The organism is Pseudomonas sp. WS 5021, from assembly GCF_012985535.1.
GTDB lineage: Bacteria > Pseudomonadota > Gammaproteobacteria > Pseudomonadales > Pseudomonadaceae > Aquipseudomonas.
Map to the genome: position 1 here is coordinate 35,598 of NZ_JAAQWP010000009.1, position 15,133 is coordinate 50,730.

The following is a 15,133-nucleotide window of genomic DNA, read 5'->3' on the forward strand; positions in this document are numbered from 1 at the left end:
GCTGACAGTCCGCTACCGCAGGCAAGCCAGCTCCCACATTTTGAGCGCGCTCAGGCAGTGACACCTGGGTGCGACGCACCGACGCAGGTCAACGTTGCACCTGCCGCCTTGCCTTATACTTCGCGCCTGCCTTTGTCGGAAACTGCCCAATGAATTCGATTGACCCCGTGCTGTTTGAAGAGTGGATGATGACCGGCCTGGTCACCCTCCTGATCATTTTCATGGGCTTTATCGTCTGGGACCTGGCGAAGAAGTCCAAGGCCGGGCGCTTTGGCTCGCTGATTCTGTTCTTCGTGCTGGGCCTGGGCGTGGCCGCGTTTATCATCAAGAGCGTGGTCATCGGCCTGATCGAGTCCGGGGCTTTATAAGCGCGCCGGCACTTCGCGGTACTGGCCTTGGCCCAGGCCTTCAATCGACCAGTCGCCGATTTTCACCCGCACCAGGCGCAACGTCGGCAAACCCACGGCGGCGGTCATGCGCCGCACCTGACGGTTGCGCCCCTCGCGGATCACCAGTTCCAACCAATAGGTCGGCAGGTTTTTACGAAAGCGTACCGGCGGGTTGCGTGGCCATAGCGCCGGCTCGTCCAGTCGACGGGCTTCAGCCGGCAAGGTCATGCCGTCATTCAACTCCACCCCCGCGCGCAAGCGTTGCAGATGCTCCTCGGTGGGCTCGCCCTCTACTTGCACCCAATAAGTTTTCGCCAGTTTGTGCTTGGGATCGGCAATCCGCGCCTGCAACTGGCCATCATTGGTCAGCAGCAACAGGCCTTCGCTGTCCCGATCCAGGCGCCCGGCCGGATAGATGCCCGGGATGTCGATGAAGTCCTTGAGGGTCGCCCGCCCGCCTTCGTCACTGAACTGGGTCAGCACGTCGAAAGGTTTGTTGAACAGGATCAACTTCGGCTCGGCCGGCGGCGCCTTGGCGACACGGCGAGCAGCGACATGGGGAGGTTTCACGCCAGGGCGGCGCGAGTCGGGACGGGGCGGACGGGACATGGCAACGGAATATCTAACGGTCAGGGCCGACCATGCTAGTGGCCTGACCGTTAAATAACCACCCCGCTACTTAGCGGAACGGCGGCTCGTCAAAGCTGCGCAGCTTGCGCGAATGCAACGAGTTGAGCTCGGTGCGCAACAAGTCCACCGCCTCGATGCCGATCTTCAGGTGCTGGCTCACGGCCCGCTCATAGAACGCGTTGGCCGAACCTGGCAACTTGATTTCACTGTGCAACGGCTTGTCCGAGACACACAGCAACGTGCCGTAAGGCACCCGCAAGCGGTAGCCTTGCGCGGCGATAGTGCCGCTTTCCATATCCACGGCCACCGCGCGGGACAGGTTGATCAGCGGCCGTTCCTGGGCCCAGCGCAGTTCCCAGTTGCGGTCGTCGTAGGTCAATACGGTGCCGGTGCGCAGGCGTTTTTTCAGCTCTTCGCCCTTCTCGCCAGTGACGTTGGCCGCCGCTTGTTGCAACGCCATCTGCACTTCGGCCAGGGCCGGGATCGGGATGTTCGGCGGCACCACGCGGTCGAGAATGCCATCACGCCGCATATAAGCGTGGGCCAGCACATAGTCGCCGATGGTCTGGGATTGGCGCAGGCCGCCACAGTGGCCAATCATCAACCAGCAATGGGGACGCAGCACCGCCAGGTGGTCGGTGATGTTCTTGGCATTGGACGGGCCGACTCCGATGTTGACCAGGGTCACGCCGTGGCCATCGCTGGCCTGCAAGTGGTAGGCCGGCATCTGATAACGGTGCCAGACCACGCCTGCGGCAATGGCAGACGCTTCGCCATGGTCCATGCCTTTTTCGATGATCACGTTGCCCGGCAGCACCATGCGGATAAAGCGTGGGTCGCTGCGCAACTGCTCCAGGCCATGGACGATGAACTGGTCGACATAGCGGTGGTAGTTGGTCAGCAGAATCCACGGCTGCACATGGCGCCAATCGCTGCCGGTGTAGTGCACCAGGCGGCGCAGGGAGAAATCCACGCGGGCCGCATCGAACAGCGCCAGGGGCAGTGGGTCGGTGTTTTCCCAGTCATACAGGCCATCGGCGATGCCATCGGTGGCGGCGGACAGGTCAGTGCTGGGGAATACCCGCGCCAGGGTCGCGGCGGTCACCCCGGAGCCAGCCAGTTCGTCGCCCTGCTCCACCACGTATGGATAAGGGATGTTCTGCTGGCTGACGCCCACTTCCACCGTCACGGTGAAGTCGTGCATCAGCGGCACCAGTTGTTCCAGCAGGTATTTACGGAACGCCGCCGGATGGGTGACGGTGACGCTGTAGGTACCCGGCAACTGCACCTTGGCGTAAGCGCGAGTGGTCTGTGGGACTTCGCCGTGACAGTGGTAGGTCAGGCGCAGTTCCGGGTAACGAAACAGCGCACGTTGTGCGGCGTCGGGCTCGACGCGATCCTTGAGATACTGCTTGAGGGCCTGGTTGAGCGCGCCGGTAGCACGCTCATGCAGAGCCGCCAGCCGGTCCACGGCCTCTTCGGCGGTTTGAACGACAACAAAAGCTTCGGTCACGGTAGGCTTCCTGTTTTCTTACATGCAGGAGGTCATCTTGCCTGCATCGCCGCCAGACGCAAACTCTGAATTGGCACGCCCACTCAAGATCAATGCAATCTCTGTGGGAGCTGGCTTGCCTGCGATGGCGGCGGGTCAGCCAATACATAGGTAGCTGACCCAGCGCTATCGCAGGCAAGCCAGCTCCCACATTTTTTACCGGGTTTATTCAGAGAGACGGGGTTGAGCGGGCGACGATGGCCTGCACATCCACACCCCGTGGCAAGGTGCCGTATACCCGCCCCGACGACTCACCCAGGCGGCTGGCTATAAATCCATCGCTGACACTGGCATTGCCCGCCTCCAGCAACAACTTGGCCTGCAACGCCACGGCAATGTCCTCGGTCAGCTGTCGCGCCCGGTACTGGATGTCCTGGGTGTCCATAAACGCCGATTTCAACTGCTCGATATGCCGAGCCAGGCGTTTATCACCATGCCCGTCGCCCAACTCGACAAACAATGTTTCCAGCACGCCCGGCTCTTTCGACAAGGCCCGCAGCACGTCCAGGCATTGCACGTTGCCAGAACCTTCCCACGTCGAATTGACCGGCGCCTCACGGTACAGGCGCGGCAGGATGCTGTCCTCGACATACCCGGCGCCGCCCATGCATTCGGCGGCTTCGTTGATCATCGCCGGGGCACGTTTGCAGATCCAATACTTGCCCACCGCCGTCACCAGCCGCGCGAACTTGGCCTCCTGCTCATCATCCAGATGATCCAACGCCCGCCCCATGCGCAGGCTCAAGGCCAGGGCCGCCTCGCTTTCCAGGGCCAGGTCGGCCAGCACGTTTTGCATCAACGGTTGCTCACTGAGCACCCGGCCACCGACCAACCGATGAGCGCAATGATGGCTGGCCTGGGTCAGCGCCTGGCGCATCAAGGAGCTGGAACCGACCATGCAATCGAACCGGGTCATGGCCACCATCTCGATAATGGTCGGCACCCCACGGCCTTCTTCGCCGACCATCCACGCCAGGGCCCCGCGGAATTCGACTTCGCTGGAGGCGTTGGAGCAATTGCCGAGCTTGTTTTTCAGGCGCTGGATATAGAACTGATTGCGCGTGTCATCCGGACGCTGTCTTGGCAGTAGGAAGCAGGTCAGGCCCTTGTCAGTCTGGGCCAGGGTGAGGAAGGCATCGCACATCGGTGCCGAGCAGAACCACTTGTGGCCCACCAGCTCATAGGGCTGGCCAGGGCCGCCGGCGCCCACGGGATAGGCGCGGGTGGTGTTGGCGCGCACATCGGTGCCGCCCTGCTTCTCGGTCATGGCCATGCCGATGGTTGCGCCGGCCTTGTGGGCGATGCCGACATTGCGCGGGTCATATTCGGTGTTGAGGATTTTTGGCAGCCAGCTATCAGCCAGGTCTGGCTGCAGGCGCAGGGCCGGTACGCAGGCGAAGGTCATGGTCAGCGGGCAACCGGTGCCGGCTTCGGCCTGGCTGTGCAGGTAGGTCATGGCCGCACGGGCAACATGCGCGCCAGGCTGCGGATGGGCCCAGGGCAACGACGGCAGGCCATGTTCAACGGCGGTGCGCATCAGCTCGTGATAGGCCGGATGAAACTCCACCAGGTCAATGCGGTGACCATAGCGATCATGGCTGCTGAACACTGGCTTGTTCTGATTCGCCAGGAACCCCGCCTCCATTAGCGGCCCGCCTGCCAAGGCGCCGTAGGTATCGATACGCGCTTCGGCCCAGCCCGCCCCGAAGCGCCGCGACCACTCTTGCAAGGGCAGGTCGAGGCGATACAAATTGGCGCCGTCCAGGGACGGCGGCTGGTTGGTAACGTCGTGGGTTTCGGCGAACTGGTGCAGATTCATGACGGGCCTCCTGATAAAAGGCCACGTTCATTGGGGCCTTGAATTCAGTTAAGCATCGTCACCCCCCTTAAAAAAGTGGCATATGCGCCTAACTGCCGGCGCTTTCACCCTCTAGCGGGCACAGCAGGCGCCGCTGCAAGACCGCCTGCAACAGCTCGAAACGCACCGGCTTGAGTAACTGCTCGGTCAAGCCGATGCCATGACAATGCTGGCGCGCGCTGCCTTGCAGAGAGTCACTCAAGGCGATCACCGGCAGCTCAGCGCAGCCTGGCAAGGCGCGGACCTGGCAGCACAGGGAGAAGCCGTCCTCGGGCACATCCAGCAGCACCGCATCAAACGCCCCTTCCTGCAGCATCGCCAGGGCTACGGGGCCGCTGTCGGCCACTTTTACCCGGTAGCCCAACTTGAGCAACATGCCGCGCAAGACCAATTGCGAGACGCTGTTGTCGTCCACCAGCAGTACCGTGCAGTCCTGTGGCGCACGGTGCAGTTCCACGGCCCGGGACGGCTCCGGAGGCACCGCGATCACCGCCACCTCCAGCTGGAAACGGCTGCCTTTGCGCGGTTCGGAATGATGGGTCAGGCGCCCACCGAGCAACTCGATCAACTGCCGGCAGATTGCCAGGCCAATACCCAGGCCGCCGTATTCGCGGGTGGTCGAGCCATCCACCTGGAAGAAACGCTGATACAGGGTCGCCTCATCCAACTGCGCAAAGCCAATCCCGGAGTCAGTGACGATAAAGGTCAGATGCAGATGGCCATCAGCCCGGGGCACCCCCACCACACGTACGCGCACGGCACCTTCGTGGGTGAACTTGAACGCGTTATCCAGCAGGCATTCCAGGCACTGCATCAGTTTGCCAGCATCGCCCTCCAGGCGATCCGGCAACTCGCCCGCCACATCAATGGAAAACTCCAGGCCCTTGCCCTGGGCATTACCCAGGAACTGCTGGCGCAAGGTATCGAGCACCCCGCGCAGGCTGAACACCTGCGGCTGCGCGCTAAGGCGGCCGGCCTGCAGCTCGGTGAGGGTGAGGATGCCGTTGACCATGCGCATCATGTCCCGCGCCGAGCCGGCGGCGGTTTGCTGGTACTGCGCGAGGTCGCCGGCCAGGGGCTCGGTCTGCATCAGTTCCAACGAACCAATCACCCCGTTCATCGGCGTGCGCAGTTCATGGGTCAGGGTCGCGAGGAATTCGTCTTTCAACTGGTTGCTGTGGGCCAGTTGCTGGTTGAGCACTTCCAGTTTCTGGCTGGCATCAAACAGGATTTGCGCCTGCTGTTCGCGCATCGCGTTGATCCGGTCGGCCAGGGCCAGGGACAACAGGGCGACTTCGATGGCCGAGCCGATCTGGCTGGAGTACATGGTGAGAAACACATTGGGCAGGTAGCCCAACACCATCATCGTGTTGACCACCCCGCCGATCAGGAACGCCGACCAGGCGATGATGAAATACCGCGCCACGCGCTGGCCACAGCACCAGGCCCTGATCCCGGCGACAAAGATGGTCACGGTGAAAATCAGCGCCAGCGCGGTCGCCAGGCGCAGGGCCAGGGCATAGCTGGTCATCAGCGACAACACCATCACCACCGCCCCCGTGCCCACCAGCACCAGCAGCAGCCGGTCCACCCAGCGACTATAGAGGGCGGTGTGCAGGAAGCTGCGGGCAAACAGGCTGCCAAACAATGCCGACGCGCCGATCAGGAACGGTGTCGCCGCATTAGCCCACCAGGGGTTGTCCGGCCAGAAATACTCCACCGCCGCGCCATTCACCGAAAGCTGGTACATGCCGAACGAGGCGATATAAAGGATGTAATAGAGGTAGCTGGTATCGCGCACGCTGAGGTAGATGAACAGGTTGTATACCAGCATCCCCAGCAGCACACCGTAGATCAGGCCCAGCACATACAGGCGCAGCGGCTGGTCTTCCAGGTAGGCGGTGCTCGACCATAGGGTCAACGGGGCCTGGATCGAGCCTTCGCTTTGCAGGCGCAGATAGAGGGTCTTCTCCTCGCCCGCCTTGAAATCGACATTGAACAGGTAGTTGTTCTGGCGGATTTCCCGGCTGGCAAACGGCAATGCATCCCCGGTGCGCCCGGCCAGGCGGTAGCCACCGGCGCCATCGGGCACGTACAACTCAAGATGATCCAGGGGCGGATAGGCCAGTTCCAGCAGCCAGGTGCGCTGGGCGTGGGGATCCTTGGGCAAGTAATGCAGGTCGACCTTGAGCCAGAACGCCGAGCGTGAATAGCCGGCATTGAGGGTGTCTTTATCATGGCGGGTGTAGCGGTTGGCCAGTGCCGCGGAACGGGCATCGGCGATAGTGACGCTGCCACTGGGATCTTCGAGGACTTGCATGATCCGGCCGAGGGGAAGGCTGCGGGTGGTTTCATTGAACTCGACGGCGTCGGCCAGCATCGGCAGCCCGCACAAGAGAAACATCAGCAAATAGCGCATAGAGCCCCAGCGTGGCCTGTCCGGTTATGTCAAAAGCCCCCCATTCCTTTTGAGATGACGTACACCGGCGATACATTTAAGTTGTTTGGATCCACTCTAGCATAGCCGGTAAAGGCCAAAAGACACCATTGAAATAATTTTTTGAAAGGCTCTAGGACGGGGCTTTCAGCGTTCAATCGCCCACAAATGAATGATGGCTTATAGCCATTTTTGCGCATGCTCCGGCGTAAAATACAAGCACTGCCCGACAGCCACGCAAAAAGCGTTTGGTGGTAAGCTCGCGCACCATGAATATCTACAGCTCCCGCCCCGTTGTCCTCTGTCTCTCCGGCCATGATCCCAGTGGTGGCGCCGGCTTGCAGGCAGATATCGAAGCCCTGCTCGCCCAAGGCTGTCATGCGGCCCCGGCCGTGACCGCGCTGACCGTGCAGAACACCGTCAATGTCAGTGATTTTCGCGTGCTCGACCGCGAGTGGGTATTGGCCCAGGCCAATGCCGTGCTCGGCGACTCGCAAGTTGCGACGGTCAAGCTGGGCATGCTCGGCTCCACCGTGATGGTCGATACCGTGGTCGAACTGCTCCAGCAGCAGCCGCACCTGCCGGTGGTTTGCGACCCGGTGCTGCGCGCCGGTGGCGGCGGCAGCCTGGGCAAGGATGAGGTCGGTTATGCGATGCGCGAGCGGCTGTTGCCGTTGTCGCTGATCGCCACGCCCAACCTGCCTGAAGCACGCATCCTCGCCGAACTGCCCGAAGGCACGGCAGACGAATGCGCCGAAAAGCTGCTGCCGTTTATCAAGCACCTGTTGATCACCGGCGGTCATGGCGACGAGCATGAGGTGCACAATCGCCTGTACAGCCGCGACGGCACGCGCCGCACCTTCACCTGCCAGCGCCTGCCCGGTAGCTATCATGGCTCCGGCTGCACCCTGGCAAGCGCCCTGGCCGGCCGCCTGGCCCAGGGCGAAGGCCTGGCCAGCGCCGTGGAGTCGGCACTCAACTACACCTGGCGCACCCTGCGGGACGCCGAACAACTGGGCCAAGGGCAATTTGTGCCGCGGCGCCTGCCACTGGATTTCTGTTCGTAACACCAAGGGGCCTGCTCGATGAAATTACGTGGCCTGTATGCCATTACCGACAGCCAACTATTGGCCGGTAAGTTCCTGTCCTACGTCGAGGCCGCGCTGGAAGGCGGCGTGACCTTGCTGCAATACCGCGACAAGAGCAGCGACGAGGCCCGTCGCCTGCGCGAAGCCGAGGCCCTGCGTGAACTGTGCGCGCGCTACAAGACCCAGTTGATCATCAATGACGATGCCGAACTGGCCGCGCGCCTTGGCGTCGGCGTCCACCTGGGCCAGACCGACGGCCCGCTGACCCCAGCCCGGGCGCTGCTCGGGCGCAATGCCATCATCGGTTCCACCTGCCACAGCCAGATCGAACTGGCCGAACAAGCCGCGCGCGAAGGCGCCAGCTATGTTGCCTTTGGCCGTTTCTTCAACTCCACGACCAAGCCCGGCGCGCCCGCGGCCACCGTTGAAATGCTCGCCCAGGCCCGCGCCCGCTTGCAGCTGCCGATCTGCGTGATCGGCGGCATCACCCTGGAAAACGCCGCGCCCCTGGTGGAGCACGGCGCCGATCTGCTGGCGGTGGTCCACGGCCTGTTCGGTGCCGACAGCACCCAGGAAGTGACGCGCCGCGCCCGCGCCTTCAACGAACTCCTCAAATCCTGAATTCAGAGAGCCTGCCCATGTCTCGTTCCGAAACGTTGTTTGCCAATGCCCAGAAACACATCCCCGGTGGTGTGAACTCCCCCGTGCGTGCGTTCAAGAGCGTCGGCGGCACGCCGCTGTTCTTCAAGCACGCCGAAGGCGCCTACGTCACCGACGAAGATGACAAGCGCTACGTGGACTACGTCGGTTCATGGGGCCCGATGATCCTCGGCCACAGCCATCCCGACGTGCTGGACGCGGTGCGCAAGCAGTTGGAGCATGGTTTGTCGTATGGCGCACCCACCGCCATGGAAACCGAGATGGCGGACCTGGTGTGTTCGATCGTGCCGTCGATGGAGATGGTGCGCATGGTCAGCTCCGGTACTGAAGCGACCATGAGCGCGATTCGCCTGGCCCGTGGGTTCACCGGCCGCGACAGCATCATCAAGTTCGAAGGCTGCTACCACGGCCACTCCGACAGCCTGCTGGTCAAGGCCGGCTCCGGCCTGCTGACCCAGGGCGTACCGAGTTCGGCGGGCGTGCCAGCAGCGTTTGCCAAGCACACCCTGACCCTGCCGTTCAATGACATCGGCGCCGTCGAGCAGATGCTCAGCGAAGTCGGTCAGGAGGTGGCGTGCATCATCGTCGAGCCGGTGGCCGGCAACATGAACTGCGTGCCACCGGCCCCGGGATTCCTCGAAGGTCTGCGTGAGCAGTGCGACAAGCACGGCGTGGTGTTGATCTTCGACGAAGTTATGACCGGTTTTCGCGTCGCCCTCGGCGGCGCCCAGGCTCACTACGGTGTAACGCCGGACCTCAGCACCTTCGGCAAAATCATCGGCGGCGGCATGCCGGTAGGCTGCTTCGGCGGCAAGCGCGAGATCATGCAGCACATCGCGCCACTGGGCCCGGTCTACCAGGCTGGCACCCTGTCCGGTAACCCGCTGGCCATGGCCGCCGGCCTGACCACCCTGCGCCTGATCAGCCGCCCGGGCTTCCATGCCGAACTGAGCGACTACACCACCCGCCTGTTGGACGGCCTGCAACAACGCGCCGATGCGGCGGGCATCCCGTTCGTCACCACCCAGGCCGGCGGCATGTTCGGCCTGTATTTCAGCGGCGCCGACGATATCGTCACCTTTGACGATGTGATGGGCAGCGATGCCAACCTGTTCAAGCGCTTCTTCCACCTGATGCTCGAAGGCGGTGTGTACCTGGCACCGAGTGCCTTCGAGGCCGGTTTCACCTCCATCGCCCATGGCGAAGCCGAGCTGAAACTGACCCTGGATGCTGCCGAGCGTGCCTTCGCCGCTTTGAAGTAAGACAGCCACAACCTGACGCCGCCCCTGGTGGCGTCAGATTTGCTACCTTGCTTACAGAAATTTCCTCGTTTTTTCGAGAAATCACCTGCAATCCGGCAGATAACTTGCCCACGCAGCAGAAAAACGAGTAAAGACTTTGTAAGCAGAGGCCTGCTTATTTCATAATGCGCGCTTATTGGATCCCCACGTGGCTCCACGCGCCCCGTCAGAGGTAAGTCGATTCCCATGAAACGCACCGGCCGCACCCTGGTTCTGGGCTGCCTGTTGCTCCTTCAACCGCTGCTTGCACATGCACAAGCGGGCGGCAACTCGTTGTTGATCCCAGCGATGGGTCGTTGCACCCTCAATACTCAGCCCGACAGCCAGGCCGAGGCGCTGAACGCCTGCCAGGCCCTGGCCGATAGCGGGGATGCGCAGGCGCAATACGAGTTGGGCGAATTCTTCTACGACGACAAAAACCCTGCCCGCGACCTGAACAAAGCCCTGAGCTTCTTCGAGAAAGCCTCGTTGCAGGGCCATGCCCAGGCGCAGTTCAAGCTGGGCAGCATGTTCTTCCACGGCGAAGGCGTGCCGGCCAATAACGTGCAGGCGTATATCGTGCTGAAGATGGCGGCGGTCAACGGCGCCGAAGATGCCCTCGACACCGCTGACGAAGTGGCCGAGCACATGCAGCGTGATGAGCTGGAAGTGGCGACCCAGGTACTGGGGCAGATTTTCCGCAATTACTTGCAGGAATTGCAGAGTGCGGATGGGCGTTCGCCCTTTTCGCCGCTGCCTTGAGGTTGTCTAAACCCTTCTGACGTCATCGCAGGCAAGCCAGCTCCCACATTTGAATGCGTTCACAAATCAAAATGTGCGAGCTGGCTTGCCTGGGATGGGCGCGACGCGGTCTAAAAGCCTACTTCTCAGGCATCGGCATCGGAAACGGCATGACATTGCTCATGCCCCGCGCTTCGCTGATCTTCGGCGTACCCAAGCGTTCGACTTCATCGATACGCACAATCGAATGCATCGGCACAAAACTGCGCACCACGCCTTCGAACTGGGCCTTGAGCTTTTCCTCGCCCGGATCGACGACCAGTTGCGTGCGCTCGCCAAAGACGAACTCTTCCACTTCCAGGAAGCCCCACAGATCACTTTGATAGATCTGCTTGGCGTACATTTCGAACACCTGGCCCTGGTTAAGGAAAATCACCTTGTAGATTGGAGCTTCACGTTTGGTCATGGGGGGCGGGCAGCACATCGGCGGATATAAATGAGGGCGCGAACTATAGCATGGCACCCGATGCACAGTGCTAGGAACCAATGGGCATGCCCCCTATAATGCGCGGTTCTTTACCACCAGTTGACGATTCCCATGGCCAAGAAGCTTTACATCGAAACCCACGGTTGCCAGATGAACGAGTACGACAGCTCGCGCATGGTCGATCTGCTGGGTGAACATCAGGCCCTGGAAGTCACGGCTCGCGCCGAAGATGCCGACGTGATCCTGCTCAATACCTGCTCGATCCGCGAACGGGCCCAGGACCGGGTCTACTCGCAGCTGGGCCGCTGGCGCGAACTGAAACTGGCCAACCCGGACATGGTAATCGCCGTCGGCGGTTGCGTGGCCAGCCAGGAAGGCGCCGCCATTCGTGACCGCGCGCCCTACGTCGACGTGGTCTTCGGCCCGCAGACCCTGCACCGCCTGCCGGAAATGATCGACGCTGCGCGTATCACCAAGCTGCCGCAGGTGGACGTCTCGTTCCCGGAAATCGAAAAATTCGACCATTTGCCCGAGCCACGCATCGACGGCCCCAGCGCCTATGTGTCGGTGATGGAAGGTTGCAGCAAGTACTGCACCTTCTGCGTGGTGCCTTATACCCGTGGCGAAGAAGTCAGCCGGCCGTTCGACGATGTGCTTGCAGAAATCATCCACCTGGCCGAAAACGGCGTGCGTGAAGTGACCCTGCTGGGGCAGAACGTCAACGGCTACCGCGGCCAGACCCACGATGGGCGCCTGGCGGACCTGGCCGAGCTGATTCGCGTGGTTGCGGCGGTAGATGGCATCGAGCGGATTCGCTACACCACCTCGCACCCGCTGGAGTTCTCCGACAGCCTGATCCAGGCCCACGCCGAAGTGCCGGAGCTGGTCAAGCACCTGCACTTGCCGGTGCAATCGGGTTCGGACCGTATCCTTTCGGCGATGAAGCGCAACCACACGGCGCTGGAGTACAAGTCCAAGCTGCGCAAACTGCGGGCCGCCGTGCCGGGCATCTGCATCAGCTCGGACTTTATCGTTGGGTTCCCCGGCGAGACCGAGAAAGACTTCCAGCAGACCATGAAGCTGATTGAAGACGTCGGTTTCGACTTCTCCTACTCCTTCGTCTACAGCCAGCGCCCGGGCACCCCGGCTGCCGACTTGGCAGACGAGACCCCGGAAGCGCTGAAAAAAGAGCGCCTGAACGCGCTTCAACATCGCCTCAACCAGCAAGGCTTCGAGATCAGCCGACAGATGGTCGGTTCGACCCAGCGTATCCTGGTCACCGATTACTCGAAGAAAGACCCGGGCGAGTTGCAGGGGCGCACCGAGAACAACCGGATCGTCAACTTCCGCTGTGATAACCCGACGCTGATCGGCCAGTTCGCCGACGTGCACATCGACGCGGCGCAACCGCACTCGCTGCGCGGCTCGCTGATCCAGTAACCCATCAATATTCCTGACTGGTGGAGATCTAAATGTGGGAGCGGGCTTGCTCGCGATGGCAGTGGATCAGTGACAGATGCATTGACTGACACACCGCCTTCGCGAGCAAGCCCGCTCCCACATGGGAACCGCGCAGCATTCCGATTACTTAAGTGCTTTCGCACACCGGCAGCTGGCGTTATCCTCTATTTCACCTAAACAGCCAAAGGGCGGCTAAAAGCAACCTTGAACGCACCCATAGCAGAACCCCATCGTTTCCTCCTCGAGCCGTTTGAGGCTCGTCGTTTCGCCAATCTGTGCGGACAGTTCGACGAGCACCTGCGCCTGATCGAACAACGCCTGAGCATCGAGATCCGCAACCGCGGCAATCAGTTCGAGCTTATTGGTGAACCCCAGCACACCACGTCTGCAGAAAACCTGCTGCGTCGCCTCTACCGCGAGACCAAGGGTAGCGAGCTATCGCCGGAAACGGTGCACCTGTACCTGCAGGAATCGGCCGTGGAAGACCTGGCCAACAACCCGGTGGCCGAAGCCAGCGTGGCGCTGCGTACCAAAAAAGGCATGATTCGCCCACGGGGCTTGAATCAGCAGAAGTACGTCAAGGAAATCCTCGGCAACGACATCAACTTCGGCATCGGCCCGGCCGGTACCGGCAAGACCTACCTGGCCGTGGCCTGTGCGGTAGACGCCCTGGAGCGCGAACAGGTGCGACGCATCCTGTTGGTGCGCCCGGCGGTGGAAGCGGGCGAGAAACTGGGCTTTCTGCCCGGCGACCTGGCCCAGAAGATCGACCCGTACCTGCGCCCGCTGTACGACGCACTGTATGAAATGCTCGGCTTCGAATACGTGGCCAAGCTGATCGAGCGCCAAGTGATCGAGATCGCCCCGCTGGCCTATATGCGCGGCCGCACGTTGAACAACAGCTTCATCATCCTCGACGAAAGCCAGAACACCACGGTCGAGCAGATGAAGATGTTCCTGACGCGCATCGGCTTCGGCTCCACGGCCGTGATCACCGGCGATATCACCCAGGTCGACCTGCCCAAGGGCACCAAGTCGGGCCTGGGCCAAGTAATCGAGGTGCTCAAGGACGTGCCGGGGATCAGCTTTACCCACTTCATGCCCAAGGACGTGGTGCGTCACCCGTTGGTACAGCGCATTGTCGAGGCCTACGAGCGTTTCGAACACCGCGACGACGGCCTGTCGAAGGACAACCGCCGCGATGCTTGAGCTTGACCTGCAACTGGCCACCGAAGCGCCAGCCCCCAGCGAAGCGCAGTTCCGCCAATGGTGCACACTGGCCCTGCGCCAGCGCAGCGCTGACTCGGAACTGACCATCCGTCTGGTGGACGAACCTGAAGGCCGCGAGCTGAATCACACCTGGCGCCAGAAAGACTACGCGACCAATGTGCTGTCGTTCCCCGCCGATGTACCGGACGAACTGCTGGATATCCCGCTGCTGGGTGACCTGGTGATCTGCGTCGCCGTGGTGGAGCGCGAGGCGCAAGAACAAGGCAAGGCACTAGAGGCCCACTGGGCCCATTTGGTCATGCACGGCTGCTTGCATCTGTTGGGCTACGACCATATAGATGATGAAGAAGCCGAAGAAATGGAAGCACTGGAACGAACGTTGCTTGCAGAGTTGGGTCATCCTGACCCCTATGCAGACGACGAACACTAATCGACACTCAACTGAAACAATCAAGGATTTAGAGTAATCGCTATGAGCGAAGACCGATCGAGCAACGGGCAAAAGTCATGGCTGGGTAAACTGACCCAGGCTTTTGCCCACGAGCCGAAAAACCGCCAGGAGCTGCTGGAGCTGCTGCGCGAGGCCCATCAGAACAAGTTGCTGGACAGCGAAGCGCTGGCCATCGTCGAAGGCGCCATCCAGGTGGCTGACCTGCAAGTTAGGGACATCATGGTCCCGCGTTCGCAGATGATCAGCATCAAGGCGACCCAGACCCCACGGGAATTCCTCCCGGCCGTGATCGACTCGGCGCACTCGCGCTACCCGGTGATCGGCGAAAGCCATGACGACGTCATGGGTGTCCTGCTGGCCAAGGACCTGCTGCCGCTGATCCTCAAGGAGAACGGCGACAGCTTCAACATCAAGGACCTGCTGCGTCCTGCGACCTTCGTGCCTGAATCCAAGCGCCTGAATGTGCTGCTGCGCGAGTTTCGCGCCAACCACAATCACATGGCCATCGTCATTGACGAATACGGCGGCGTCGCGGGCCTGGTGACCATCGAAGACGTGTTGGAACAGATCGTCGGCGATATCGAAGACGAACACGACGTCGAAGAAGACAGCTACATCAAGCCCCTGCCCAGCGGTGATTTCCTGGTCAAGGCGCTGACGCCGATCGAGAACTTCAACGAGTTCTTCGACAGCGGATTCTCCGACGATGAATTCGACACCGTCGGCGGCCTGGTGATGAGTGCGTTTGGCCATCTGCCCAAGCGTAACGAAACCACCGAGATCGGCGCCTATCGCTTCCGCATCCTCAATGCCGATAGCCGTCGCATCCACCTGATCCGCCTGACACCTATTGCCCGCTAAGGACTGAT

At 61.6% G+C, this 15,133-nt stretch carries 14 protein-coding genes; 9 read left to right on the top strand and 5 right to left on the bottom strand.

Annotated elements, in window-relative coordinates; genetic code table 11:
• Positions 1 to 158 precede the first annotated feature (158 nt).
• Positions 159 to 368, top strand: coding sequence for a DUF2788 domain-containing protein (locus HBO19_RS24065; protein WP_038448064.1), 210 nt, complete (start codon positions 159 to 161; stop codon positions 366 to 368).
• Here the strand turns inward: HBO19_RS24065 and HBO19_RS24070 are convergent.
• The 4 genes from HBO19_RS24070 to HBO19_RS24085 all read right to left on the bottom strand — a co-directional run bounded on the left by HBO19_RS24070 (position 363) and on the right by HBO19_RS24085 (position 6,848).
• The gene (locus HBO19_RS24070) at positions 363 to 998 is read right to left on the bottom strand and encodes a pseudouridine synthase (protein WP_262376926.1); all 636 of its coding nucleotides are present in this window, start codon (positions 996 to 998) and stop codon (positions 363 to 365) included. The two genes, HBO19_RS24065 and HBO19_RS24070, sit on opposite strands and share 6 nt — an antisense overlap.
• Positions 999 to 1,068: 70 nt before the next feature.
• A complete protein-coding gene (amn, locus tag HBO19_RS24075; RefSeq protein WP_029292211.1) occupies positions 1,069 to 2,532 on the bottom strand; it encodes an AMP nucleosidase in 1,464 nt (487 codons plus the stop codon).
• 208 nt (positions 2,533 to 2,740) lie between these two features.
• Positions 2,741 to 4,390 (bottom strand): acyl-CoA dehydrogenase family protein, encoded by a 1,650-nt coding sequence (locus HBO19_RS24080; protein ID WP_169951171.1) that lies wholly within the window; start codon positions 4,388 to 4,390, stop codon positions 2,741 to 2,743.
• Between the two features lie 88 nt (positions 4,391 to 4,478).
• Entirely contained in the window at positions 4,479 to 6,848 is a 2,370-nt protein-coding gene (locus HBO19_RS24085) for a 7TM diverse intracellular signaling domain-containing protein (protein WP_170058463.1), read from the bottom strand.
• 287 nt (positions 6,849 to 7,135) lie between these two features.
• Here HBO19_RS24085 and HBO19_RS24090 point away from each other — a divergent pair, with 287 nt between their 5' ends.
• The 4 genes from HBO19_RS24090 (at position 7,136) to HBO19_RS24105 (ending at position 10,656) form a co-directional block, all read left to right on the top strand.
• Positions 7,136 to 7,933: a hydroxymethylpyrimidine/phosphomethylpyrimidine kinase gene (locus HBO19_RS24090; protein ID WP_170058464.1), complete on the top strand. Its 798-nt coding sequence runs from the start codon at positions 7,136 to 7,138 to the stop codon at positions 7,931 to 7,933.
• Between the two features lie 18 nt (positions 7,934 to 7,951).
• Entirely contained in the window at positions 7,952 to 8,575 is a 624-nt protein-coding gene (gene thiE / locus HBO19_RS24095) for a thiamine phosphate synthase (RefSeq protein ID WP_170041677.1), read from the top strand.
• Between the two features lie 17 nt (positions 8,576 to 8,592).
• Positions 8,593 to 9,876, top strand: a complete 1,284-nt coding sequence (gene hemL / locus HBO19_RS24100) for a glutamate-1-semialdehyde 2,1-aminomutase (RefSeq protein WP_169951180.1) — start codon at positions 8,593 to 8,595, stop codon at positions 9,874 to 9,876.
• 225 nt (positions 9,877 to 10,101) lie between these two features.
• Positions 10,102 to 10,656, top strand: a complete 555-nt coding sequence (locus tag HBO19_RS24105; RefSeq protein WP_169951182.1) for a tetratricopeptide repeat protein — start codon at positions 10,102 to 10,104, stop codon at positions 10,654 to 10,656.
• Positions 10,657 to 10,774: 118 nt separating this feature from the next.
• Here the strand turns inward: HBO19_RS24105 and HBO19_RS24110 are convergent, their stop codons facing one another.
• Positions 10,775 to 11,101 (bottom strand): DUF1820 family protein, encoded by a 327-nt coding sequence (locus HBO19_RS24110; protein ID WP_003215457.1) that lies wholly within the window; start codon positions 11,099 to 11,101, stop codon positions 10,775 to 10,777.
• Positions 11,102 to 11,233: 132 nt separating this feature from the next.
• On the opposite strand from HBO19_RS24110, the gene miaB reads away from it, so the two are divergent.
• From miaB to HBO19_RS24130, 4 genes are all read left to right on the top strand, one after another.
• A complete protein-coding gene (miaB, locus tag HBO19_RS24115) occupies positions 11,234 to 12,562 on the top strand; it encodes a tRNA (N6-isopentenyl adenosine(37)-C2)-methylthiotransferase MiaB (RefSeq protein ID WP_076014076.1) in 1,329 nt (442 codons plus the stop codon).
• 225 nt (positions 12,563 to 12,787) lie between these two features.
• Positions 12,788 to 13,792, top strand: a complete 1,005-nt coding sequence (locus tag HBO19_RS24120; protein ID WP_169951184.1) for a PhoH family protein — start codon at positions 12,788 to 12,790, stop codon at positions 13,790 to 13,792.
• The gene (gene ybeY / locus HBO19_RS24125) at positions 13,785 to 14,243 is read left to right on the top strand and encodes an rRNA maturation RNase YbeY (RefSeq protein WP_170058465.1); all 459 of its coding nucleotides are present in this window, start codon (positions 13,785 to 13,787) and stop codon (positions 14,241 to 14,243) included. Before HBO19_RS24120 ends, ybeY begins: the two co-directional genes overlap by 8 nt.
• Before the next feature lie 42 nt (positions 14,244 to 14,285).
• Complete coding sequence (locus tag HBO19_RS24130; RefSeq protein ID WP_169951188.1) at positions 14,286 to 15,125, top strand: HlyC/CorC family transporter; 840 nt, start codon at positions 14,286 to 14,288, stop codon at positions 15,123 to 15,125.
• Positions 15,126 to 15,133: the final 8 nt, after the last annotated feature.

Coding starts and splice junctions, on each gene's coding strand:
- HBO19_RS24070 (WP_262376926.1), bottom strand. CDS start 998: ATGTCCCGTCCGCCCCGTCCCGACTCGCGCCGCCCTGGCGTGAAACCT.
- HBO19_RS24080 (WP_169951171.1), bottom strand. CDS start 4,390: ATGAATCTGCACCAGTTCGCCGAAACCCACGACGTTACCAACCAGCCG.
- HBO19_RS24085 (WP_170058463.1), bottom strand. CDS start 6,848: ATGCGCTATTTGCTGATGTTTCTCTTGTGCGGGCTGCCGATGCTGGCC.
- HBO19_RS24090 (WP_170058464.1), top strand. CDS start 7,136: ATGAATATCTACAGCTCCCGCCCCGTTGTCCTCTGTCTCTCCGGCCAT.
- thiE (WP_170041677.1), top strand. CDS start 7,952: ATGAAATTACGTGGCCTGTATGCCATTACCGACAGCCAACTATTGGCC.
- hemL (WP_169951180.1), top strand. CDS start 8,593: ATGTCTCGTTCCGAAACGTTGTTTGCCAATGCCCAGAAACACATCCCC.
- HBO19_RS24105 (WP_169951182.1), top strand. CDS start 10,102: ATGAAACGCACCGGCCGCACCCTGGTTCTGGGCTGCCTGTTGCTCCTT.
- HBO19_RS24110 (WP_003215457.1), bottom strand. CDS start 11,101: ATGACCAAACGTGAAGCTCCAATCTACAAGGTGATTTTCCTTAACCAG.
- miaB (WP_076014076.1), top strand. CDS start 11,234: ATGGCCAAGAAGCTTTACATCGAAACCCACGGTTGCCAGATGAACGAG.
- ybeY (WP_170058465.1), top strand. CDS start 13,785: ATGCTTGAGCTTGACCTGCAACTGGCCACCGAAGCGCCAGCCCCCAGC.
- HBO19_RS24130 (WP_169951188.1), top strand. CDS start 14,286: ATGAGCGAAGACCGATCGAGCAACGGGCAAAAGTCATGGCTGGGTAAA.